23 protein-coding genes are annotated in these 21358 nt (G+C 71.3%); 13 read left to right on the top strand and 10 right to left on the bottom strand.

Translation table 11 applies throughout. The annotated features are described in order from the left end of the window. Positions 1-2 precede the first annotated feature (2 nt). From efeB to ACWD02_RS00930, 3 genes are read left to right on the top strand one after another with little or no spacing between them, the layout of a single operon-like run. Entirely contained in the window at positions 3-1307 is a 1305-nt protein-coding gene (gene efeB, locus ACWD02_RS00920; protein WP_451203066.1) for an iron uptake transporter deferrochelatase/peroxidase subunit, read from the top strand. Between the two features lie 22 nt (positions 1308-1329). After that, complete coding sequence (gene efeU / locus ACWD02_RS00925) at positions 1330-2328, top strand: iron uptake transporter permease EfeU (RefSeq protein ID WP_451203068.1); 999 nt, start codon at positions 1330-1332, stop codon at positions 2326-2328. After that, positions 2231-3169 carry a hypothetical protein gene (locus tag ACWD02_RS00930; RefSeq protein WP_451204315.1) on the top strand — a complete coding sequence of 313 codons (939 nt, stop codon included), beginning with the start codon at positions 2231-2233 and terminating at the stop codon, positions 3167-3169. The genes efeU and ACWD02_RS00930 overlap by 98 nt, the downstream gene beginning before the upstream one ends. Before the next feature lie 35 nt (positions 3170-3204). Here the strand turns inward: ACWD02_RS00930 and ACWD02_RS00935 are convergent, their stop codons facing one another. Next, on the bottom strand, positions 3205-3948 hold the full coding sequence (locus tag ACWD02_RS00935) for a bifunctional DNA primase/polymerase (RefSeq protein WP_451203071.1): 744 nt from the start codon (positions 3946-3948) through the stop codon (positions 3205-3207). 170 nt (positions 3949-4118) lie between these two features. On the opposite strand from ACWD02_RS00935, the gene ACWD02_RS00940 reads away from it, so the two are divergent. Next, positions 4119-5018 (top strand): glycerophosphodiester phosphodiesterase, encoded by a 900-nt coding sequence (locus tag ACWD02_RS00940; RefSeq protein ID WP_451203074.1) that lies wholly within the window; start codon positions 4119-4121, stop codon positions 5016-5018. Positions 5019-5046: 28 nt separating this feature from the next. On the opposite strand, the gene ACWD02_RS00945 is transcribed toward ACWD02_RS00940, so the two are convergent. Next, positions 5047-5679 (bottom strand): TetR/AcrR family transcriptional regulator, encoded by a 633-nt coding sequence (locus tag ACWD02_RS00945; RefSeq protein WP_451203076.1) that lies wholly within the window; start codon positions 5677-5679, stop codon positions 5047-5049. Between the two features lie 142 nt (positions 5680-5821). Between ACWD02_RS00945 and ACWD02_RS00950 the strand changes: the two genes are divergently transcribed. Together ACWD02_RS00950 and ddaH are read left to right on the top strand one after the other, a co-directional pair. Further along, positions 5822-6004 carry a DUF6243 family protein gene (locus ACWD02_RS00950; RefSeq protein WP_451203078.1) on the top strand — a complete coding sequence of 61 codons (183 nt, stop codon included), beginning with the start codon at positions 5822-5824 and terminating at the stop codon, positions 6002-6004. A gap of 117 nt (positions 6005-6121) precedes the next feature. Next, the gene (gene ddaH / locus ACWD02_RS00955) at positions 6122-6946 is read left to right on the top strand and encodes a dimethylargininase (RefSeq protein WP_451203080.1); all 825 of its coding nucleotides are present in this window, start codon (positions 6122-6124) and stop codon (positions 6944-6946) included. On the opposite strand, the gene ACWD02_RS00960 is transcribed toward ddaH, so the two are convergent. The 3 genes from ACWD02_RS00960 to ACWD02_RS00970 form a co-directional block, all read right to left on the bottom strand. Continuing rightward, complete coding sequence (locus ACWD02_RS00960) at positions 6943-7947, bottom strand: small ribosomal subunit Rsm22 family protein (protein WP_451203083.1); 1005 nt, start codon at positions 7945-7947, stop codon at positions 6943-6945. The two genes, ddaH and ACWD02_RS00960, sit on opposite strands and share 4 nt — an antisense overlap. 208 nt (positions 7948-8155) lie before the next feature. After that, positions 8156-9220: a serine hydrolase domain-containing protein gene (locus tag ACWD02_RS00965; protein WP_451204316.1), complete on the bottom strand. Its 1065-nt coding sequence runs from the start codon at positions 9218-9220 to the stop codon at positions 8156-8158. A gap of 59 nt (positions 9221-9279) precedes the next feature. Continuing rightward, the gene (locus ACWD02_RS00970) at positions 9280-10656 is read right to left on the bottom strand and encodes a Bcr/CflA family multidrug efflux MFS transporter (protein ID WP_451203085.1); all 1377 of its coding nucleotides are present in this window, start codon (positions 10654-10656) and stop codon (positions 9280-9282) included. Between the two features lie 126 nt (positions 10657-10782). On the opposite strand from ACWD02_RS00970, the gene ACWD02_RS00975 reads away from it, so the two are divergent. After that, positions 10783-11784: a Gfo/Idh/MocA family protein gene (locus ACWD02_RS00975; protein WP_451203088.1), complete on the top strand. Its 1002-nt coding sequence runs from the start codon at positions 10783-10785 to the stop codon at positions 11782-11784. 18 nt (positions 11785-11802) lie between these two features. Here ACWD02_RS00975 and ACWD02_RS00980 read toward each other — a convergent pair whose 3' ends face one another. After that, positions 11803-13437 carry an alkaline phosphatase D family protein gene (locus tag ACWD02_RS00980; RefSeq protein ID WP_451203091.1) on the bottom strand — a complete coding sequence of 545 codons (1635 nt, stop codon included), beginning with the start codon at positions 13435-13437 and terminating at the stop codon, positions 11803-11805. A 133-nt stretch (positions 13438-13570) separates the two neighbouring features. Between ACWD02_RS00980 and ACWD02_RS00985 the strand changes: the two genes are divergently transcribed. Together ACWD02_RS00985 and ACWD02_RS00990 are read left to right on the top strand one after the other, a co-directional pair. Continuing rightward, the gene (locus tag ACWD02_RS00985; RefSeq protein ID WP_451203094.1) at positions 13571-14434 is read left to right on the top strand and encodes an SDR family oxidoreductase; all 864 of its coding nucleotides are present in this window, start codon (positions 13571-13573) and stop codon (positions 14432-14434) included. 180 nt (positions 14435-14614) lie between these two features. Beyond that, positions 14615-15079: a lamin tail domain-containing protein gene (locus ACWD02_RS00990; RefSeq protein WP_451203097.1), complete on the top strand. Its 465-nt coding sequence runs from the start codon at positions 14615-14617 to the stop codon at positions 15077-15079. A 172-nt stretch (positions 15080-15251) separates the two neighbouring features. On the opposite strand, the gene ACWD02_RS00995 is transcribed toward ACWD02_RS00990, so the two are convergent. Next, the gene (locus tag ACWD02_RS00995; RefSeq protein ID WP_451203100.1) at positions 15252-16265 is read right to left on the bottom strand and encodes an aldo/keto reductase; all 1014 of its coding nucleotides are present in this window, start codon (positions 16263-16265) and stop codon (positions 15252-15254) included. A 180-nt stretch (positions 16266-16445) separates the two neighbouring features. After that, a complete protein-coding gene (locus ACWD02_RS01000; protein WP_451203102.1) occupies positions 16446-16769 on the bottom strand; it encodes a nuclear transport factor 2 family protein in 324 nt (107 codons plus the stop codon). A gap of 140 nt (positions 16770-16909) precedes the next feature. On the opposite strand from ACWD02_RS01000, the gene ACWD02_RS01005 reads away from it, so the two are divergent. From ACWD02_RS01005 to ACWD02_RS01015, 3 genes are read left to right on the top strand one after another with little or no spacing between them, the layout of a single operon-like run. Further along, entirely contained in the window at positions 16910-17455 is a 546-nt protein-coding gene (locus ACWD02_RS01005) for a DoxX family protein (protein WP_451203105.1), read from the top strand. A gap of 36 nt (positions 17456-17491) precedes the next feature. Continuing rightward, positions 17492-18019, top strand: coding sequence for an AAA family ATPase (locus ACWD02_RS01010; protein ID WP_451203107.1), 528 nt, complete (start codon positions 17492-17494; stop codon positions 18017-18019). Between the two features lie 19 nt (positions 18020-18038). After that, positions 18039-18809 (top strand): SAM-dependent methyltransferase, encoded by a 771-nt coding sequence (locus tag ACWD02_RS01015; RefSeq protein WP_451203109.1) that lies wholly within the window; start codon positions 18039-18041, stop codon positions 18807-18809. A gap of 17 nt (positions 18810-18826) precedes the next feature. On the opposite strand, the gene ACWD02_RS01020 is transcribed toward ACWD02_RS01015, so the two are convergent. After that, positions 18827-19768 carry a phosphotransferase family protein gene (locus tag ACWD02_RS01020; protein ID WP_451203111.1) on the bottom strand — a complete coding sequence of 314 codons (942 nt, stop codon included), beginning with the start codon at positions 19766-19768 and terminating at the stop codon, positions 18827-18829. Between the two features lie 298 nt (positions 19769-20066). Between ACWD02_RS01020 and ACWD02_RS01025 the strand changes: the two genes are divergently transcribed. Beyond that, positions 20067-20804 (top strand): YqeB family protein, encoded by a 738-nt coding sequence (locus ACWD02_RS01025; protein WP_451203114.1) that lies wholly within the window; start codon positions 20067-20069, stop codon positions 20802-20804. Positions 20805-20825: 21 nt separating this feature from the next. On the opposite strand, the gene ACWD02_RS01030 is transcribed toward ACWD02_RS01025, so the two are convergent. After that, positions 20826-21230, bottom strand: a complete 405-nt coding sequence (locus ACWD02_RS01030) for a hypothetical protein (RefSeq protein WP_451204318.1) — start codon at positions 21228-21230, stop codon at positions 20826-20828. Between the last annotated feature and the right edge of the window lie 128 nt (positions 21231-21358).

A 21358-nucleotide genomic window follows, 5' to 3' on the forward strand; every position in this document is an offset into this window, starting at 1 on the left:
CCATGGCTGAGATCACGCACGACACCGCGCCCGACGGCGGGACCGTCGGCGAGACCGACGACGAGACCGTCGTCAACTCCGGCTCCCCTTCCCGGCGTTCGCTCCTCGGCTGGGGCGGTGCCGGGCTCGCCCTCGGCGCCGCCGTCACCGGGGGCGCGGTCGCGGCGGCCCGGTCCGGGGAAGGGGAAGAGGCCGTGCCCGCCTCGTCGGCGGGCGGCGCTGTCGCCTTCCTCGGCAAGCATCAGGCGGGCATCGCGACCGCCGTCCAGGACCGGCTGCACTTCGCAGCCTTCGACGTGCGGACGGACGACCGCGAGCAGTTCGTGCAGCTCCTCAAGGACTGGACGAAGGCCGCCGCGCGGATGACCGCGGGGCACGAGGTCGGTGAGGGTGCCTTCGGCGGTCTCACGGAGGCGCCGCCGGACGACACCGGCGAGGCGCTGGGCCTCAAGCCGTCTCGGCTGACGCTGACCATCGGCTTCGGGCCGGGCCTTTTCGAGAAGTTCGGGCTCACGGGCAAACGGCCCGAGGCCCTCGTCGATCTGCCGAAGTTCCCCGGCGACAATCTCGACAAGTCCCGCGGCGGCGGCGACCTGTGCGTGCAGGCCTGCGCGGACGACCCGCAGGTCGCCGTGCACGCCATCCGCAACCTCGCCCGCATCGGCTTCGGCAAGGTCGCGGTGCGCTGGTCGCAGCTCGGCTTCGGGAAGACGTCCTCCACGACTCCGGGCGCGCAGACGCCCCGTAACCTCTTCGGCTTCAAGGACGGCACCCGCAACATCTCGGGCGAGGACGACTCCGCGCTCGCCAAGCATGTGTGGGTCGGCGAGAAGGACGGGCCCGGCTGGATGGCCGGAGGCTCGTACCTCGTCGCACGCCGTATCCGCATGAACGTCGAGACCTGGGACCGGACTCCGCTCGGCGAGCAGGAGGACATCTTCGGGCGCGACAAGGGGGAGGGCGCCCCGGTCGGCAAGGCCAAGGAGCACGACGAGCCGTTCCTGAAGGCGATGAAGCCGGACTCGCACGTCCGGCTCGCGCACCCGGACACCAACGACGGTGCGACGATCCTGCGCCGCGGCTACTCCTTCACGGACGGCACCGACGGCCTCGGCCGCCTGGACGCGGGGCTTTTCTTCCTCGCGTACCAGCGGGACGTGCGCACCGGCTTCATCCCGGTGCAGCGCAGTCTGGCGCGCGCCGACGTTCTCAACGAGTACATCCAGCACGTGGGTTCAGCGGTCTTCGCGATCCCGCCGGGCGTCCGGGACAAGGACGACTGGTGGGGCCGGGCACTGTTCGGCTGAGGTCTGAGGGGATCTGACAGACATGTTCGGCAATTACCTGATCGGCCTGCGCGAAGGACTTGAGGCCAGCCTGGTCGTCTGCATCCTCATCGCCTATCTGGTGAAGACGGAGCGGCGCGACGCCCTCAAGCCCATCTGGATCGGCATCGGTGTCGCGTGCGGTCTCGCGCTGGGCTTCGGCTGCGCGCTGACCTTCGGTTCGCAGGAGCTGACGTTCAAGGCGCAGGAGGCGCTGGGCGGTTCGCTGTCCATCGTCGCGGTCGCCCTTGTGACGTGGATGGTCTTCTGGATGCGGCGTACGGCCCGTCATCTCAAGGCGGAGCTGCACGGCAGGCTGGACGCGGCCCTGCAGATGGGCACGGGCGCCCTGGTCGCCACCGCGTTCCTCGCCGTGGGCCGGGAGGGCCTGGAGACCGCGCTGTTCGTGTGGGCCTCGGTGCGCGCGTCGAACGACGGGACGCCGGGGCCGCTGATCGGCGTGCTCCTCGGGCTGCTCACGGCGATCGCGCTGGGCTGGCTGTTCTACAAGGGCACGGTCCGCATCAACCTGGCGAAGTTCTTCACCTGGACCGGCGCGATGCTGGTGGTCGTGGCGGCGGGCGTGCTCGCGTACGGCGTGCATGACCTGCAGGAGGCGGAGTTCCTCGGCGGGCTGCGGAACAAGGCGTTCGACATCAGCGCGACGATCCCGCCGGACAGTTGGTACGGCACGCTCCTGAAGGGCGTCTTCAACTTCCAGCCCGACCCGACGGTTGTCCAGGTCACGGTGTGGCTGCTGTACCTGATCCCGACGCTCGCGTTCTTCTTCGCCCCGGTAGGGTTCGGGCCCGGGAAGGGGAAGGTGAACGCAACGCATGAGCAGGCTTCCAAGGCAGCGCACTCCGATGCGGGACGGCCGGTCGCGACGGCCGGTCCGGTTCGCGATGGTGGCGTCGACGGTGACCGTACTGACGGTGACGGCGAGCGGCTGCGTGACGGTGCACGGGGAGCGGGAAGTCGTCCCGTCGGCGACGAAGGCTGAGGCCGACCGTGCGCTGAAGGACTTCCTCACCGCGTACAACAAGGCCGAGAAGGCGTACGACCCGGCCCTGGACGCGGCCCGGGTGACGGGTCCGCTGAGCGCCATCAACCAGGCGGGCCTGAAGTCGAAGGGCGCGCGGAATCCGGGCGGCAACCCCGGCCAGGTGCCCCTGGAGCTGACGGACGCGAAGTTCTCGATCCCCAAGAAGGCCGGCTGGCCCCGGTGGTTCGTGGCCGACACGAAGTCCAACCGCAGGGGTGATCTGCGGTGGCTGCTCGTGTTCACCAAGGGCAGCAAGGACCAGCTGTGGGAGGCGTCCTACCTGAATCTGGTCACGCCCTCCAAGATGCCCGAGCTGAAGAAGGACAAGGACGGCTGGGCGGAGCCGGTCGAGGTGGACTCCTCGGCTCTGGCGGTGGCGCCGAAGAACCTCGGCAAGCAGTACACGACGTATCTGAGGTCGGGCGGCGACACGTTCGCGCCGGGCGACCACACGTCGACGTGGAAGGCTTTCCGCGACAAGAACACCAAGCGCCGCGGCATCGCCGTGCAGTACATCGACGAGCCGAAGAACGACGGGACGTTCGCGCCGGTGGGCCTGCGCACCCAGGACGGTGGGGCGATGGTCTTCTTCTCGACGCACCACTACGAGAAGCAGACCGCCGCGAAGGGCGTGAACCTCACCGTCGAGCCCGAGGTGAAGCCCCTCCTGACGGGCGAGGTCAAGCAGTCGGTGACGCTGGAGCGCGTCTCCAACCAGGTCGTCCTCGACCCGGCGGGAGCGGGCAAGGTGACGTTCCTGAGCCGCATCCAGGGACTGACGGGCGCCAAGGGCGAATAGCGGGGGCGGGTGACCGGTGGGCCGGCGCGCGGGCGTCAGCCCCTCATCGGCCAGGCGGCGACGTCGTGCTGGGGCTCGCCCGCGACGCGTGCGCATTCGTCGGTGAGTGTCTCGAGGAGCGTCAGGGGGTCCGGGAGCGCGTGCTCGGGGCCGCGGATCCAGTGGACCGCCAGGTCACCGGGCAGCCGCGCGGGCGGCACGAGGACGTACGAACCGCGGCAGTGCCAGCGCAGACCCGGGTGTTCGTTCGTCGTCTCGGGGTGGCAGTCCAGCTCGCAGGGCCACCACTCGTCCTCGTCCTCGGGGGTGCCGCGGGTGAGCGTGAAGAAGAGCATCCGCCCCTCGTCCATGGTGCCCTCGGACTCGGCGACGGGGCCCACCTCGATGCCGTCGGCAAGGAGCCTGGTGAGAGCCTCGCGTCCGGCGGCCAGCGGCACGTCGAGGACGTCGTGGACCATGCCGGTCGCGGTGATGAAGTTGGCCTGCGGCTGATGCCTCGCCCAGCGCTCGATCTGCCCGCGGTCGGTGGTGGACTGCGTCTGCCAGGCGAAGGAGATGGGGTGCCTGGCGGGGGTGGGACAGCCGATGCGGTCACAGGAACATCGGTACGCGGAGGGGTGCGCGGCCGGTGAGAGCGGCAGACCCGCTGCCGCGGCGGCGATCAGCAGGGCCTCGCGGCTCGCCTCGTCACCTGCCGTGTCCTCCGGTCGGGGACGCCGGCGAAGCCACTGGGAAATCTTGCTCTGTCCGCCGGACCGGCGGCCGAACTCCGCGCCCATCAATCCCCTCACCTCGCATATGTGCCGAGAAGCATCTCCCATGGTCGCACCATCCTGCGCCTCGGGGGGCCAGAGCCCACATCCGGGGTAGCTGGGGTGATGCAAGGCGCAGGGTGACATCGCGCGTCATTGCGTACTAACCGGTGATTTACCCCCCTACCGTGTTCGCCATGGTCACCAGGACTGTGCTCACGGGACTCTCGGGGCTCATGAGCCTCACCACGCTGGCCCTCGGCGCGCCCGCCAGACCACTGGCCCCGCTCGAATGGGGTGGCGGCCCGCTGACGGTCGAGGCACTCCCCCGGGTCACGTACACCGCACACCGCGGCGGCGCCCTGGAAGTGCCGGAGAACAGCATGTCCGGCCTGGTGGCGGCCTACAAACGCGGAACGGCGCAGGTCATCGACGTGGACACGCGGATACTGCGCGACGGCACCCTGGTGGCCATGCACGACGCGACCCTGGACCGTACGACGACGTCCACGGGGCCGGTGAGCTCGCTCACCCTGCGCGAATGGCGCCGGGTGAGGCTGCGGCCCGGCTCCGGTCTGCCCGGCAGCTGGCGCTCCGAGCGGCCGCCGACGGTCGCCGAGGTCCTCGACCGCTTCGGCGGGCGGATCGTGCTGATGCTGGAGGCGAAGGACCCGCGCAGCCTGCGGCCGCTCGGCTCGCTGATCCGTGCCCGCGGCCTGACGCGCTCGGTGTTCGTGAACTCCAACGACCCCCTCGTCGCCGCGCGCGCCCACCGGATGGGGCTGCTCGCGCAGCTGTGGCGTTCCAAGGCGCAGATGCGCACGGACCTGCCCGAGCGGTGGGCCGGGTTCGTCGACGTCCTGGACGTGGACCACAGGGCGCGGGACACGGATCTGCTGCGCGCGGTCTACTCCGGGGTGCCCCGGGTGTGGGCGCACACGGTGACCACGCCGCGCCAGCGCGACCGGGCGCTGCGGCTCGGCTGCAACGGCGTGATCACGGACACGCCGGGGCTGCTGTCGCGGACTCCGGTGAAGGGGGCCAAGGGCGTGAGCGCGGCCGGTCCGCGACGGAAGTGGCCGGTCAACTCCCCGTGACCGGCGGGGCGCGGGCGCCGGGCAGCTGTCAGCGGGGCGCGATTCCGTAGAGGGCGTACTCGACGAGCTTGTCGCCGTACTCGTGGTCGAGCGGGCCGGTGCGCTGCATCCAGCGCTGGGCGAGCGGGCCCGTCCACAGTTCGAGGGCGATGCGGGGGTCCACGTCGGGCGAGACCTGGCCGGCCTCCTGGGCGATCTCGATGCGCCGCACGTACATCTGGAGGCCGGGCTCCAGGAGCTTGTCCACGTACTCGCGGCCGAGCTCCGTGTTGAGCATGCCCTCGGCGGCGAGCGCGCGCCAAGGGGCGTCGTACTTGGGGTTCTTGAACTCGTCGATGGTGGCCCGCATGACGAGCTTGAGGTCGGCCTCAAGGTCTCCGGTGTCCGGGATCTCGGTCGGGGTCAGGTCCCGCCCCGCGTTGTCGCTCGCCTCCTGGTGGGCCTGTTCGCCGAGGTCCAGGAAGGCGTCGAGCAGGACGGCGCCCTTCGACGGCCACCAGCGGTAGATCGTCTGCTTGCCCACGCCCGCACGGGCGGCGATCGCCTCGATCGTGAGCTTGCCGTACCCGACCTCGGAGACCAGGTCGAGGGCGGCGTCATAGATCGCGCGGCGCGAGCGTTCGCTGCGGCGCTTGGAGTCAGGGGCGGATTTCGTGGCCATGCCCTCGAATGTAGCAGCGAGCGAGCCGAGACGTACCGTCTCGTAAACCCTTGACAAGACGAACCGTCTCGTTCAATGTAGGGACATCGAAGCGAGACGATACGTCTCGCCGGTAAGAGACTCTCTATCCGGAGGTGCACACATGACGCGAGGCGGAGCAGGAAACATGCTGGGCGTGGGCGGTACGCGCACCAACCTCTCCCGCAAGGCGCTGCGCGGCGGCGGCCGTGGCGGCCAGGTCGGCGGCGGGCTCAGCCCGCAGGCGCAGAAGCGTGAGCTGCTGCGCAAACTGCGGGAAGGCCGCACGGCGGACGGCCGGTCATGACCATTCGATGAACCACCCGTTCAGATCACAGCGCGAGGGCTCCTCAGACCGCACCATGGGCAGCAACTGCCCCACGGTGGGCAGCAACTGACCACCGCGGTACGTGAGGAGCCCTCGTTGAGTCGTTTTCCTCGTCGCGCCACACCCCGGCGCTATCTGATGTGCTCACCGGCACACTTCAAGGTCACGTACTCCATCAACCCCTGGATGGATCCCTCGAAACCGGTCGACGTCCCCCTGGCCATCGCCCAGTGGGAGGACCTGCGCGACCGTTACCGCTCGCTCGGCCACACCGTCGAGGAGCTCACCCCGCGTCCCGGCCTGCCGGACATGGTCTTCGCGGCGAACGGCGCGACCGTCATCGGGGGCCGTGTGCTCGGCGCGCGGTTCGCCCATCCCGAGCGCGGCGACGAAGCGGTCGCCCACCTGGAGTGGTTCCGGGAGCACGGCTTCACGGACCTCCATGAACCGACGCACATCAACGAAGGCGAGGGCGACTTCGCCGTCACGTCCTCGTACGTCCTTGCGGGGCGCGGCTTCCGGGCGAGTCCCCTGTCGCACGGGGAGGCCCAGGAGTTCTTCGGCCGCCCGGTCCTCGGGCTCGATCTCGTCGACCCCCGCTACTACCACCTCGACACGGCCCTCGCCGTGCTCGACGACGCGGCGGACGACGTCATGTACTACCCGCCCGCGTTCTCGGCGGGCAGCCAGGCGGTGCTGCGACGCCTCTTCCCGGACGCGCTGATCGCCGATGAGCCGGACGCGGTGGCCCTCGGGCTCAACGCGGTCTCGGACGGCCTGCACGTGCTGATCCCGCAGGCCGCGGCCGGTCTCTTCGCACCCCTGCGGGAACGTGGCTACGAACCCGTCGCGATGGATCTGAGCGAGCTGCTCAAGGGCGGCGGCAGCGTGAAGTGCTGCACGCAGGAGCTGCGCGGCTAGCTCTCCTGGTGGGGCGGCCAGGTGTCGCCCCACTCCGCGTCGCGGGCCGCGCGGTACAGCGCTCCGTGGCGCTTGGTCACCGTCTCGCGGTGCAGCGTCTCGTCCACCGCGCACAGGTCGAGCAGGACCTGTCCCTTGCGGATCTGCGGCCTGCGCACGACACGGTCGGCCGCGGGCCCGGCGTCGAACCGCACGGCGGCCACATAACTGAACTTCTCGTCCTCGTACGCCAACGAGCCGCCCTTGACCTTCCGGTGGAGGGAGGAGCGGCTGACGCGGGCGGAGAAGTGGCACCAGTCCTCGCCGGGGACGATCGGGCAGGCGGAGCTGTGCGGGCAGGGCGCGGCCACGCGGAAGCCGGCCTCGATGAGGCGGTCCCTGGCCTCGATGACGCGTGCGTAGCCGTCGGGGGTGCCGGGCTCGACGATGACGACGGCCTGCGCGGCGTCGGCGGCCGCGTCCACGACCGAGCGCCGGTCGCCCTCGGTCAGCTCCTTGAGAACGTACGAGACGGTGACGAGATCAGTGCTCTCGATGCTGAGCGCCGATCCGATACGAGAGCGCTGCCACTGGGCGGACTTCAGCCACGGGTTCGCGGCGGCGAGTTCACGCCCCAGGGCGAGGGCGGGCTCGGCCCAGTCGAGGACCGTGACGGGCCGCTCGCCGTCCCAGGTCGCGCTCACCGCCCAGGTGGCCGCGCCGGTCCCGCCGCCGACGTCCACATGGCTGCCGGGCACCCACCCGGCGGGCGCCGCGTCCGCGAGGGCCCCGAGCGCGGAACGCACCGCCTCGAAGGTCGCGGGCATGCGGTACGCGGCATACGCGGCGACGTCCGCCCGGTCCCGCAGAATCGGGGCGTCGGTAGGGGTGACCCCCCGATAATTGGCGATCAGCCGCTCAACGGCTTGCGCGGCCTGCTTGGCCGGAAGACCCTCGAGAAGCCCCGCAAGGGCGGTACGCAGGGTCTCGGCCGGGGATGCCGAGGAAATCGGGACGTTCACCCGGTGATTCTACGGGGCCTTGCATGGGCGCCGGGAACTGCGCGACCGGGCCCCGCAAGGGGCGCCGGGAACCGCACGACCGGGCCCCGCAAGGGGCGCCGGGAACCGCACGACCGGGCCCCGTAAGGGGCGCGGGGAACTGCGCGACAAGCCCCCACCGGCCCGCAGGTGAACGACGACCGCACCGCCCCCCAGCGAAGCCCCGCGCTCAGCGGGCCGCGCGGGCCAGGTGGGAAGCCGCGCGGGCCCGAGGCCCGCTGTCAGCCGACCCCCGCCGGGGGTGGACCGTGTTCGCCAGGAGGATCAGGAACGTGTCCGTGGCGGGGTCGATGACCAGCGACGTCCCGGTGAATCCCGTGTGCCCCGCAGCCCCACGCCCCGCGAGCTCCCCCATGAACCACGCCTGGTCGAGCCCGAAGCCAAGCCCCGGCGGCGTCAGCATCAGCTCCACGAAGTCCGGGCCGAGGATCCGCGCCGTACCGTACGAGCCGCCGCAGAGCAGCGCGCGGCAGAAGACCGCGAGGTCACGCGCGGTCGAGAAGAGCCCGGCATGGCCCGCGACACCGCCCAGCGCCCAGGCGTTCTCGTCGTGCACCTCACCCCGCAGCATCCCCCGGTCAACCTTCGCCCAGGGCCTGCGCTGGTCCTCGGTGGCGGCGGCGTCGGGACGCGGCCCGAAGCCGGTGGCCGCCATGCCGAGGGGCCGGGTGATGCCCTCCCGGACGAGCACGTCGAGCGGACGGCACGTGAGGCGCTCCAGGACGTGCTGGAGGAGCAGCATGTTCAGGTCGGAGTAGAGGTGGTCGCCCGGCGGACCCGACGGAGCCTCCGCACGCAGCGCGGCGAGGCGCGCCGCGTCGTCCGGGCAGTCGTACAGCGGGAGTTCGGGCCGCAGACCCGAGGTGTGCGTGAGCAGCTGCCGCACCGTGATGCCGTGCTCGGCGGCCGCCGTGAACTCCGGGACGTACGCGGAGACCAGCGCGTCGATGCCGAGCGTGCCCCGCTCCAGCTGCTGCATCGCCGCGACGGTCGTGAACAGTTTGGTGAGCGAGGCCAGGTCGAAGGGGGTGCCCGTGCGGGTCAACACCTGCTCCGCGGGCGGCAGTTCGACGCCCGCGTCCTTCTCGGGGTCGTACGCGGCGTACCGCACCGCACGGCCCACCGCCTCATGGACGGCGATCACCGGCCCGCGCCCTGCGAGCACCACGGCGCCGGCACACCAGGGCCGCTCGCCGCGCGTCAGCGCACGCACCTCGCGTACGAGGTGGGCCATCTCGTCCGTGTCGAGCCCCGCGCGATCCGGCGTCCCGGCGCGCAGCAGGCGTGGCGCGGTCAGTGGTCCGTCCCCTCCTGAGTCGGTCTCGCCGAAAACGCGTGCGAGCTCGAGTGCGAGTGCGAGTTCTGCCAGGGTCGGCACAGTCCCAAGAAGCAGCCGATGGCCGCAAGGCCGCAGACGAGCTGGACCACGGCCATCGGTACGGCCGTGGCCTCGCCCGCGATGCCGACCAGCGGGGACGCGATCGCGCCGACGAGGAACGAGGACGTGCCGAGCAGCGCCGACGCGGAGCCCGCGGCGTGCGGGGTGCGCATCAGGGCGAGAGCGTTCGTGTTGGGCATCGCGAGGCCCATCGCCGACATCAGCACGAAGAGCCCGGCCGCGACGGGGAACAGGCCGACGGATCCGAAGACCCCCGAGGTCATGAGGAGCAGCGCGGTGGCGGCGAGCACGATGACCGTCAGGCCGAAGGCGAGCGCCTTGTCGAGGCTGACCCGGCCGACGAGGACCTTGCCGTTGATCTGGCCGACGGCGATCAGGCCGACGGAGTTCACGCCGAAGAGCAGGCTGAAGGTCTGCGGGGACGCCCCGTAGATCTCCTGGATGACGAACGGGGAGGCGGAGATGTACGCGAAGAGCGCGGCGAACGCGAACCCACCCGCGATCATGTACCCGGTGAAGACGCGGTCGGCGAGCAGCGCCTTCATGGTGCGCAGCGCCTCGACGGTGCCGCCGCTGTGCCGCTTCTCGGGGGCGAGCGTCTCGGGCAGGCACCGCCACACGAGCACTGTCAGGGCGATGCCGACCACGGTGAGCACGGCGAAGATGCCGTGCCAGTCGGTGAAGCGCAGGACCTGGCCGCCGATGAGGGGCGCGACGACCGGGGCGACCCCGGAGATCAGCATGAGGGTGGAGAAGAAGCGGGCCATCTCGACGCCGTCGTAGAGGTCACGGACGACGGCGCGGGCGATGACTATGCCCGCGGCGCCCGCGAGGCCCTGCAACAGGCGGAAGGCGATGAGGAGTTCGGCGGTGGGCGCGAACGCGCAGATCGCGGTGGCCAGGATGTAGACGAAGAGCCCGATGAGCAGCGGCCTGCGCCGCCCCCACTTGTCGCTCATCGGCCCGACGACGAGCTGCCCGAGCGCCATGCCGGTGAGGCAGGCGGTGAGGGTCAGTTGCGCCGTCGCGGCGGACGTTTGCAGCGAGCGGGTGACCTCCGGCAGCGCCGGGAGGTACATGTCCATGGAGAGCGGCGGGACCGCGGTGAGGCCGCCGAGCACGAGGGTGACGAGAAGGCCGGTGCGGCGCCGGGCGGTGAGGGTCACGGCGTCGGGTGCCGGGCCCTTCTCCACCGTCCCTTCCACCGTCCTTGACTGCCGTATGAGGGGGCCTTGCGACCCGCTCGTGGTGCGGCTGCCGTGCTCCGGCATGCGGATTCCCTCCCGATTAGGCGTGCGATTACCTATGCTCTCAGCTCAGCTGTGCTGGTTGAGACCATTTCCGTGCTACTCCGCGGTACTCCGCGGCTCTCCGGCTGTACGAACAGGGGCCCTGTAGTGGAAGACAACCGTGAGCCCGTGCGTTGGGGCATCCTCGCGACGGGCGGGATCGCCGCATCGTTCACGGCGAACCTCCTCGACATGCCGGACGCGGAGGTCGTCGCGGTCGCCTCGCGGACCGACGCGTCGGCGAAGGCGTTCGCCGAGCGGTTCGGCATACCGCGCGCGTACGGCGAGTGGGGCGCGCTCGCCGAGGACAAGAACGTCGACGTCGTGTACGTGGCGACGCCGCACGCCTCGCACCGGGCGGCGGCGGGCCTCTGCCTGGAGTCCGGCCGCGCGGTGCTCTGCGAGAAGGCGTTCACCCTGAACGCGCGCGAGGCGGCGGAGCTGGTGACGCTCGCCCGGCGGCGCGGCCTCTTCCTGATGGAGGCCATGTGGATGTACTGCCATCCGCTGATCCGGCGGATGAAGGCGCTGGTCGACGACGGGGCGATCGGCGAGGTGCGGACCGTGCAGGCCGACTTCGGCCTCGCGGGCCCCTTCCCGCCCGCGCACCGGCTCCGTGACCCGGCGCAGGGCGGTGGCTCGCTGCTCGATCTCGGGGTGTACCCGGTGTCGTTCGCGCAGCTGCTGCTCGGGGAGCCCTCGGGGGTGAGTGCGAGAGCGACGCTCTCGGACGAGGGCGTCGATCTCCAGACGGGAATGCTGCTCTCGTACGAGAGCGGTGCTCACGCTTTGTTGCACTGCTCCATCAACGCGGGCACCCCCGTCACCGCGTCCGTCACCGGTTCGCGGGGCCGGATCGACATCCCGAACGGCTTCTTCTTCCCGGAGAGCTTCGTGCTGCACCGCGACGGCCGCGACCCGGAGGAGTTCGCCGCCTCCCCCGAGTACGGCCCCCGCGACAGCCTCAAGCACGAGGCCGCCGAGGTCATGCACCGCCTGCGCGCGGGCGACACCGAGTCGCCTCTCGTCCCGCTGGACGGCACCCTCGCGGTGATGCGCACCCTGGACACGGTGCGGGAGCGGATCGGGGTGCGCTACCCGGGCGAGTGAGCGCACCGCACCGCCGGGTCACGCGGGCTTGAGCCCCGGGTTCCCCGCCTCCGTCACGAAGGAGGCCGCCGTCTTGATGGGCGCTCCCGGCGTGGTCACCGCCGACACCGTCTTGAAGTCGGCGCGCGCGGATTCCTGCCCGAGGTCCACGGTCACGTAGCCGCGCCGCCCGTTGTAGAACTTCATGTGCGGGTTGGCCTTGGTGTAGGTGTCCCAGGTCGCCGGCTTGTCGGCGCCGTCCCTGCCGCTCGCGACGGACGTGGCGACGATCTCCGTGCCGACCGTCTTGGACGTCTGGTCGTCGAAATCGGCCTTGATGTCGTAGGCGTACCCGACGTGCACGTCGCCGGTGAGCACCATCAGGTTCTTGATCCCGGCCGACGCCGCGCCCGCGAGGACGCGGTCGCGGGAGGCCGGATAGCCGTCCCAGGCGTCCATGCTGAGCTTCGCCACCGCGTTGAGGTCCAGCTTGCGCTGCGAGAAGTTGACCTGCTGCGGCATGACGTTCCACACCGCCTTCGAGTTGCGCCAGCCGTCGATGAGCCAGCGCTCCTGGGTGGCCCCGGTGATGCTGCGCTTGGGGTCGGTCGACTCGGGGCCCGGGATGTCCGCGCCGTCGCCGTAGGCCTGGTTGGAGCGGTACTGCCGGGTGTCCAGGATGTCGAACTGCGCGAGCAGGCCCCACTGCACGCGGCGGTAGAGCTGCAGGTCGGGGCCGACGGGCTGCTGGGGGCTGCGCAGCGGCAGGTTCTCCCAGTACGCGCGGTAGGCGGCGGCGCGGCGCACCAGGAACTCGGCGGGCGGGCTGCCGTTCTCGTCGAGGTCGTCCGCGTAGTTGTTCTCGGTCTCGTGGTCGTCCCAGGTGACGACGAAGGGGTGCGCCGCGTGCGAGGCCCGCAGATCCGGGTCGGACTTGTAGAGGGCGTACCGCAGGCGGTAGTCCTCCAGGGTCTGCGTCTCGCGGTTGAAGACGTCGGGCAGCACGCGGTCGGTGTAGTTGCGGTGGCCGCCGGCCGAGTTCACCGCGTACTCGTAGAGGTAGTCGCCGAGGTGGAAGACGACGTCGACGTCGTCCTTCGCCAGGTGTTTGTGCGCGGTGAAGTAGCCGTCGTGGTACGCCTGGCAGGACACCGCGGCGAACTTCAGGGAGCTCACCGTGCTGCCGGCCGCGGGCGCGGTGCGGGTCCGGCCCGTCTCGCTGATCCACTTCCCCGTCTTGAACCGGAAGTAGTAGGTGCGCCCCGCGTCCAGGAACCCCACCTCGACGTGCAGCGTGTGGTTGAACTCGGGGTGGGTGATCTCGAAGCCGCGTCTGGCGACACGCTGGAAACCGGCGTCGTGGGCAAGCTCCCACTCGACGACGACGCGCTGGTTCGGCAGCCCGCCGCCCGGTTCGTACGGGGACGGGGCGAGACGGGTCCAGAGAAGGACCGAGTCGGGCTGCGGGTCGCCGGACGCGACGCCGAGGGTGAACGGATCGTCGGCGATCTTCCGCGCGTCCATCTCGGCGGCGCCCGCGGCGCCCGCTGTCGGCAGATTGGTGGCGAACGCGAGCGCGGCCGCGGCGCCGGTGACGGTCAGGAAGCGCCGGCGGCCCAGGTGGCGCGCGGCGGCTCGAAGCTCGGCTGTGTCCTGCTGGCCTGTGGGTGTCATATGGCCCTCCCCTGACGATTGGTGTCCTGGGCATGCAAGTGGCGGGGGAAGACGCGCGACTGTCGCGTACACAACACCCAAATGGCGGGCGGATGATGACCCTATAGACACACCTCCCGTACGCTGCGGGGCCATGAACGCTGAGCCAACTGGGCACCCGACCGGGCATCCGACCGAACAGAAGAGGATCGCCGTGGTGACCGGCGCGGGATCCGGAATCGGCCGGTCCGTGGCGGTGGAACTGCTGCGGGCCGGATGGTCCGTGGCGCTCGCGGGGCGCCGCAAGGAGACGCTGGAGGAGACGGCGGCGATTGCCGCGGGAGTGTCGGAGGGCGCCGCGGTGCGGCCCGTCCCGCACGCCGAGGGATCCGCGGAGGCGAACGCCCCCGCCGAGACCGACGCCCTGTGCGTGCGCACCGACGTCTCACGGCCCGAGGACGTGGGCGCGCTGTTCGCAGCCGTGCGCGACCGCTTCGGCCGGCTCGACCTCCTCTTCAACAACGCCGGCACGTTCGGCCCCGGCGGCGTACCCGTGGACGAACTGGAGTACGACGCGTGGCGGCACGTCGTCGACACGAACCTCAACGGCGCGTTCCTGTGCGCGCAGGCGGCCTTCCGGCAGATGAAGGAGCAGGACCCGCAGGGCGGCCGGATCATCAACAACGGCTCGATCTCCGCGCACGTGCCGCGGCCGCGCTCCATCGCGTACACGGCGACCAAGCACGCGCTGACCGGCCTGACGAAGTCCCTCTCCCTGGACGGCCGCCCCTACCGGATCGCCTGCGGCCAGATCGACATCGGCAACGCGGCGACGGACATGACCGAGCGGATGCAGGCCGGGACCCTCCAGGCCAACGGCGAGTTGGCGCCCGAGCCGGTGATGGACGTGTCGGACGTGGCGCGGACGGTGCGTCACATGGCGGAGCTGCCGCTGGAGGCGAACGTCCAGTTCGCCACCGTGCTCGCGACGAACATGCCGTTCATCGGGCGGGGTTAGCGCCGAGGGCCTCGCCTGCCCCCTCAGCCCCTCGTGGCCGACCGTGACCCTTCGTTCACGGTCGGCCCGCATCTCCACAAACGGAATGGGAAATACCGCGTCAATTACGCGCATCAACCCCCGTATGCTCGGCGTGCCCTCCACGCGAACTGCACATTCAGAGCACACTCGGAGCACATCTTGCGCATACGTTCCGCGGCCCCGGCCGTCCTCGCCGCGGCCGCACTCGCGGCCCCTCTGCTCGCCGCGTCCCCCGCGACGGCGGCCGCACACCAGGGCGGACTGCACCTCGGGTACATCCAGTTCGACAGCCCGGGCCGGGACTCACGTTCCAACTCCTCGCTGAACGCCGAGTGGGTGAACATCCACAACAACTCGGGCTCGGCGGTCCAGCTCAAGGGCTACAAGCTCAAGGACAACACCGGCTACACGTACACCTTCGGCAGCTACAAGATCGGCGCGGGCAAGACGGTGAAGGTCCGCACCGGCAAGGGCACCAACGCGTCCGGCGTCCGCTACTGGGGTCGTGGCTCGTACGTCTGGAACAACACCAGCGACAAGGCCCGCCTCATCAAGCCGAGCGGTTCGCTCAAGGACTCCTGTTCCTGGACGAACAGCAACCCCGGCTACAAGAACTGCCACTGACGGCGCGTCCGCCACATCAGCTACACCTGCTACACCTGCTACACCTGCCACAGTGAATGGGGGAGGGGGCAGGGCAGCCGCTCCGTGACCACCGGCGGGGACCCGCGCACAGCCGCGGGAATGGCCGAGGCCACGGAACGGTTGCCCTGCGATACGTCCACAGGAGGACGGGTCACTCCCCCTCCTCACCCTCTTCCCCTCGCAGGATCCGCGCGACCTCCTCCGACTCCCCCGCGGTCAGCGGCCCGTACTCCAGCGCGCCCACGTTCCCCTCGACCTGCGCCACCGTCCGGAAACCCGGGACGGGCACGGCCAGCGGGCTCCGGGCCCAGAGCCAGGCGAGCGCGCCCTGCGCGAGAGTCCGTCCGCCGCCGGTAAGCACCGCACGCACCGCGTCCACCCGCCCCAGCCACTCGGGATCCGCGCCCCCGCCCGTCCCGAAGCCCGGCAGCCACGAGGGCGGCGCGCTGCGGATGTCCCCGGCCGCCGGCACGCGCCCGCCGCCGAACTTCCCCGTGAGCAGCCCCATCGCCAAGGGGCTGCGCAGCACGCTCGCCAGACCGAGCTCCGAGCAGAGCGCCAGCATCTCGGGGGCGTCCTGCAGCACATTGCACCGGTGCTGGATCGCCGTGCAGTGCGGGCCCTCGGCGAACAGCGCCGCCCTGGCGGGGTCGTCCGTACTCCACCCATAGGCCCGGACGAGCCCTTCGCGCACGAACTCCTCGCACGCGTCGCGCAGCCGCTCGGCGCTCTCGGGGTCCGCGTCGCCGATGTGCAGTTGGTAGAGGTCGACGTGATCCGTGCCGAGCCGCTTCAGCGAGGCGGTCAGCGCACGTCGTGCGTACGCGACCGAGTCGTCCGCGCCCCCGATCGCGGTCCGGGTCTCCTCGTCGAAGAGGTTCCCCCACTTCGTGGCGATGACGACGTCGTCCCGGCGCGCCCCCAGCGCGCGCCCCAGGACGCGCTCGCTGTGCCCGGTCCCGTAGTTGTCGGCGGTGTCGAAGAAGTTCACGCCGAGATCGACGGCCTTCCGGATCGCCCGCACCGACTCCTCGTCGTCGACGGCGCCCCAGCCGTACGGTTCACCGCCGGGGCCCGACCACTCGCCGCCGATGGCCCAGCAGCCGAGGCCGAGCGCACTCACCTCGATGCCGCTGCGCCCCAGTGTCCTGCGTGTCGTCTCCATGCCGGTGGACAGTAGGAGTTGAAGCGCACGCGAAGGCAAGACCTGACGCGGAACACGTCACGCGGGGGTGCTGTTCCAGGACGCACCTCAGGGGCTTCAGGCCTTGTCCATCAAGCCTTGGGCATCAGGCCTTGGGCATCAGGCCTTGGGCATCAGGCCTTGGGCATCAGGCCTTGGGCGTCAGGCCTGCCCCGTCTCGAACCGGGAGACCTTCCCGCCGTCGACGGTGAACAGCCACTTCGTCCGCATCTCGCCCCACGTGTCGTTGCGGTACGAGACGATCAGCGCGCGCCCGCCGTCCGCCTCGCTCTCCACCTCCATGTGGCCGTTGGAGGAGAAGATCTCGCGGTCCGCCCAGTCGGCGACGTCCCGGTCGGAGCCGTCGTCGGACATGGTCACGTCCGGTGTGAGGACGGCCCGGAACGCGGCCTCGTCGTGGGCGTTCACGGCGGTGACGAAGGCTTGGACCGTCGGGTCGGCGAGGCGGTTTACCTGGATGCTCATGCGCTCACCGTCACATCGCCCGCCCCGCCCCGCCACCGGACGGGGTCACCCGTACGGCCGCTCGAGCGGGGTGCACGGCGAAGCTCTGACGGACGGTGGGAGGTGACGAGCACCCGGCACCCATCCCAGGAGACAGCGCCATGACCCGTTCCTGCTTCGACCGACGTGACCTGGGCCTTCTGCTGCTCCGCGTCGGAACCGGCGGTGTCCTCGCCGCCCACGGCGCCCAGAAGCTCTTCGGCTGGTTCGGCGGCCACGGCATCGAGGGCACCGGCGCCTTCATGGAGTCCATCGGCTTCGCGCCCGGCAAGGCGAACGCCGTCATCGCCGGGCTCGCCGAGGCGGGCGGCGGCACGCTGCTCGCGCTGGGCCTCGCGACCCCCGCCGCCGGTTCCGCGGCGGCCGGCGCGATGGCCGGGGCGACCGCGGTGCACGCCCCCAACGGCTTCTTCAGCCAGGCCGGCGGCTACGAGTACCCGGCGTTCCTCGGCATGGTCGCCGCCACTCTCGCCGTCACGGGCCCCGGCGCCTACTCCCTCGACAGCTCGCTCGGCCACTCCTTCAACCGCAGCTGGATGGTGCCCGCGGCATTGGCGGGTACGGCGCTCGGCGTGCTCGTCTCGGTGGGCTCGCGGGCGAAGAACGTACGGGAGCGGGAGAGCGTCTCAGCACCGGACGAGACCTGACGGCCGCTTCACGGCGTACGTGATTGCCTGGCCCCCATGATTGTGTGGATCAACGGAAGCTTCGGCGCGGGCAAGACCACCACGTCCGACGAACTGGTCCGCCTGATCCCCGACGCCCGTCTCTTCGACGCCGAAGAGGTCGGCTACATGCTGCACCACGTCCTCGGCCCCCTCCAGGAGGAGGCCGACTTCCAGCACTGGCCGCCGTGGCGGGCCCTCGTCGTCGACACGGCCCGGCACCTGCTCGCGTACAAGGGCGGGACGCTGGTCATCCCGCAGACCGTCCTGGTCGAGGAGTACTGGGCGGAGTTGCGCGAGGGCCTGGACCAACTCGGCGTGCCCGTACGGCATTTCATCCTGCACACCGACTCCGCGACGCTGATCCGGCGCATCGAGTCCGACATCCCGGCGATCACCCCCTGGCGCCTCGGTCACGTCACTCCCTACGAGGAGGCGCTGCCGTGGCTGCGACGCGCGGGCGAGGTGATCGACACGACGGACACGTCGCCGGACGAGGTCGCCCGGCTCATCGCGGCGAAAGTCGCTGGTCGCGAGGGGAGTTGACCGGATAGCGTCCTCGGCCATGACCGAGTCCACCACGCAGAACCTGCCGCCCCGCCTCACCGGCCTGACCTTCCACGGGCCGCTCTCCGAGGCGCGGGCCGCTCGCCTCGTCGAGCGTGTCGCGCCGCGCGCCGGCTCCGTCCTCGATCTCGGCTGCGGCTGGGGCGAGTTGCTGCTCCGCGTCCTTGAGGCCGCCCCGGACGCCACCGGCGTGGGCGTCGATCTGTCGGCCGACGACCTGGCCAGGGGTCGCGCCGCCGCCAAGGAGCGCGGCCTGGCCGAGCGCGTCTCCTTCGTCGAGGAGTCCGCGACGGACACCGCCCGCGGCCCCGCCGACCTGGTGCTGTGCCTGGGGTCGAGCCACGCGCTCAGCTCCGCCGAACCGCCCGGCCACACCGAGGAGGCGCTGCGTGCCCTGCGCCGCCTGGTCAATCCCGGCGGCCGCGTCGTGCTCGGCGAGGGCTTCTGGCAGCGCGCGCCCACCTCCGAAGAACTCGCCGGGATGTGGCCGGGGGCCCACACCGGCGAACACCTCTTCCTCGGCGACCTCGTGGACGCGGCGATCGCAGCGGGCTTCCGCCCCCTGTGGGTGGAGACGGCGAGCGCGGAGGAGTGGGAGGACTTCGAGTCCGGCTACCGCACGGACGTGGAGGAATGGCTGGCCGGGAACCCCGGCCACCCGCTGGCCGCCGAGACCCGCGCGAAGGCCGACCGCCAGCGGTCCACCTGGCTGAGGGGCTACCGCCGGGTGCTCGGCCTCGCGTACCTGACCCTGGTGCCGGTGGCCTGAGGGCGGGCCACCGGGGTTCAGCCGTTTCCGCCGTCGAACCACGTCCGGGCCAGCGCGTCGAGCGTCGGCTCGGGCGGGGCGGGCAGTTCCCGCAGATACCAGGGCAGGCTGCTGTAGACGTGGAGCAAGGTGTGGGCGAGGAGTTCGCGCGGCTCGAAGGTGTGGCCGTAGGCCCGCATGAAGCGGCCGAGGAGTCCCGGCTCCGCGCGCGTGACGAAGAGCCCGACGCCCACGAAGTCGTACGCCCTGTCGCCGATCATGGCGGGCTCGAAGTCGAAGAGCCCGGTGAGCCCGAGCCGCCCCTCCCCCGGGGCGGGGCCGACCAGCAGGTGCTGGCGCATGAACTCGGTGTGCAGGAGTACGCGTGGCGCGTCGGCCCGCAGCGGCACGGCGTCCAGGAAGCCGGGGATCTGCTCCAGCCAGCTCTCCGGCAGCCCGCGCTCCCGCTGTCGCGCGAGGGCCCCGGCACGCTGCTTGTCGAGGAAGGCCCCCCAGTCGCCGGGCCCGAGCACGTCGGCGAGCGGCCCGGGGTCCAGGGCGTGCAGCGCGGCGAGCGCCTCACCGGCCTCGGTGACCAGACGCTCCCGGTCGGCACGCGGGATGCGCGGCCAGGCGGCGGCGAGGTCCTCGCCGGGCAGCCGGGACATCAGCACGTACCACCAGCCGTTCTCGTACGCCCCGGACGCGTGCACCCGAGGTGTGGGGACGGGCAGCCGGCCCTGAAGATGGCTCAACACCCGCTCCTCGACGAGGCCGTCGTCTGCGACGGCGCCGGGGAAGAGCTTCAGGACGAGGTCGTCCCCGACGGCGTAGACGGGCTGTGTCCCCTCCGTGAACCGGTCGAGGGGCGCTCCGGCGAGGCCGAGCCTGCGGCAGAGGTCCTCGACTCCGGGCCGCATCACGGCCTCGTCGGGGACGACGACGTCCCATTGCTCGTCGGTGTCCACGGTGGGCAGCATGATCGGCACAGTAGGAGGGGGGCCGGGCGGGCGGCAACGCATTTGTGGACGCCCACAACCCGGCACGCATCCTGCGACACCACCGGGCCGACCGGACACCGACCGCCCACCGACCGGAGACCGTTCGTAGACCGATCGGGCCCGGAGACCGTCCGAAGACCGATCGGGCCCGGAGACCGTCCGAAGACCGATCGGGCCCGGAGACCGTCCGAAGACCGATCGGGCACCGACCGAAGTCTGCCGCCCATCGACTTTCGGCCGCTCCCCCGCGGCCACCCGCACGCCTAGCGTCGGGGACATGACCAGCGAAGAGAGTCTCGGCCGCCCCGTCCCGCTCCGCAAGGACCGGACGACGGTCCTCGGTTACCCGCGCGGTGACCTGCTGACCATCATCATCGGCATGCCGGTCCTCGGCCTCCTGCTGGGCATCGCGCTGCCGCCGCTGGCCCGTTGGCTGACGGACCTGCCGGTGCTGCCCTGGCGGGACGGCATCACGTTCGTCGGCTCGCTGGACAGGCCGTGGCATACGGCGGTCGTGACGGGCGTCGGCCTGGTCGCCGGCCTCCTCCTCGCCGGCACGGATTTCGACGAGACCCTGAAGCTGCGCCTGACCGACCAGGAGCTGGTGACGGAGCAGCACGAACGGACGCGCACCGTCGAACGCGCCCGCGTCTCCGCGGTGTTCCTGGACGGCAAGGAACTGGTGGTCCTGGACGAGACGTCACGGGAAATCACCCGGGGCGTCCACAAGACGCCGGCCGCTGCCCTGGCCGGTGCGTTCCGCTCGCACGGCTACCCATGGCAGGACGCCGACCCGCACGCGGCCCTGTTCCACCGCTGGATCCCCGGCGCCCCCGGTCTGCCCGCCGAGGCACACGCCGTCCTCGCGGCACGGAAGGCCGCGCTGAAGAACAAGGCCGCGGAGGACGTCCGGGACCTCGCGGAGACGATGCAGGGTCTGGGGTACGTCGTACGGGACGAGGGCAAGGACCAGTACTGGCGCCCGCTGGCAGGGGAAGCCGACGGGCACCAGTAGACGACCGTCAGAAGGTGACCGTCAGAAGACGAACGGCCCGGGTGCCTGCGCGGACGTGGCGTTGCAGGTCACGCTGATCCCGAGGACCACGACCTGAAGCGACTTGCCCTCCAGGCTGTCACCGGTGGCGACGGTCCCGTCGAGCGGTCCGGTGGACACCTCGCCGCCCGCGGGAATGGCCGGGTTGGAGCTGCCGGTGAAGGTGGTGCTGTCCGTTCCGTTCTTGGTGAGCGTGAGCGTCGAGTCGACCGAGCCGGCCGCGATGTCGATGGGGGCGCTGATCGCCGAGGTGGAGACGCTGATGGTCGCGGCGGTCCCGTCCTGGGTGGCCTTGAGCGTCGCCGAGCCCGAGCCCCAGGTCCCGCAGTCGAACGAGATCGTGGCGGTCTCCGGGGTGACCGCGGTGGCGGCGGGTGCCATCACCATGGCCCCCACGGCGACCAGCCCGACGCCCAACGCCGACCCGGTGCCGAGCCTGCGGAGCCTGTCGAGCCTGTCGGCGCCGAATCTGCGCTGCGGCCTGCCTGTTGCGCGAATGTCATGCCTCATGGGGG

The sequence above is a fragment of the Streptomyces sp. NPDC002853 genome, from assembly GCF_053591915.1.

Bases quoted from the DNA above. Each gene is read 5' to 3' on its own strand.
- efeB (WP_451203066.1), top strand. From the start codon at position 3: ATGGCTGAGATCACGCACGACACCGCGCCCGACGGCGGGACCGTCGGC.
- efeU (WP_451203068.1), top strand. From the start codon at position 1,330: ATGTTCGGCAATTACCTGATCGGCCTGCGCGAAGGACTTGAGGCCAGC.
- ACWD02_RS00930 (WP_451204315.1), top strand. From the start codon at position 2,231: ATGGTGGCGTCGACGGTGACCGTACTGACGGTGACGGCGAGCGGCTGC.
- ACWD02_RS00935 (WP_451203071.1), bottom strand. From the start codon at position 3,948: ATGGGCGCGGAGTTCGGCCGCCGGTCCGGCGGACAGAGCAAGATTTCC.
- ACWD02_RS00940 (WP_451203074.1), top strand. From the start codon at position 4,119: ATGGTCACCAGGACTGTGCTCACGGGACTCTCGGGGCTCATGAGCCTC.
- ACWD02_RS00945 (WP_451203076.1), bottom strand. From the start codon at position 5,679: ATGGCCACGAAATCCGCCCCTGACTCCAAGCGCCGCAGCGAACGCTCG.
- ACWD02_RS00950 (WP_451203078.1), top strand. From the start codon at position 5,822: ATGACGCGAGGCGGAGCAGGAAACATGCTGGGCGTGGGCGGTACGCGC.
- ACWD02_RS00965 (WP_451204316.1), bottom strand. From the start codon at position 9,220: ATGGCCCACCTCGTACGCGAGGTGCGTGCGCTGACGCGCGGCGAGCGG.
- ACWD02_RS00970 (WP_451203085.1), bottom strand. From the start codon at position 10,656: ATGCCGGAGCACGGCAGCCGCACCACGAGCGGGTCGCAAGGCCCCCTC.
- ACWD02_RS00980 (WP_451203091.1), bottom strand. From the start codon at position 13,437: ATGACACCCACAGGCCAGCAGGACACAGCCGAGCTTCGAGCCGCCGCG.
- ACWD02_RS00985 (WP_451203094.1), top strand. From the start codon at position 13,571: ATGAACGCTGAGCCAACTGGGCACCCGACCGGGCATCCGACCGAACAG.
- ACWD02_RS00995 (WP_451203100.1), bottom strand. From the start codon at position 16,265: ATGGAGACGACACGCAGGACACTGGGGCGCAGCGGCATCGAGGTGAGT.
- ACWD02_RS01000 (WP_451203102.1), bottom strand. From the start codon at position 16,769: ATGAGCATCCAGGTAAACCGCCTCGCCGACCCGACGGTCCAAGCCTTC.
- ACWD02_RS01005 (WP_451203105.1), top strand. From the start codon at position 16,910: ATGACCCGTTCCTGCTTCGACCGACGTGACCTGGGCCTTCTGCTGCTC.
- ACWD02_RS01010 (WP_451203107.1), top strand. From the start codon at position 17,492: ATGATTGTGTGGATCAACGGAAGCTTCGGCGCGGGCAAGACCACCACG.
- ACWD02_RS01015 (WP_451203109.1), top strand. From the start codon at position 18,039: ATGACCGAGTCCACCACGCAGAACCTGCCGCCCCGCCTCACCGGCCTG.
- ACWD02_RS01020 (WP_451203111.1), bottom strand. From the start codon at position 19,768: ATGCTGCCCACCGTGGACACCGACGAGCAATGGGACGTCGTCGTCCCC.
- ACWD02_RS01025 (WP_451203114.1), top strand. From the start codon at position 20,067: ATGACCAGCGAAGAGAGTCTCGGCCGCCCCGTCCCGCTCCGCAAGGAC.
- ACWD02_RS01030 (WP_451204318.1), bottom strand. From the start codon at position 21,230: ATGGTGATGGCACCCGCCGCCACCGCGGTCACCCCGGAGACCGCCACG.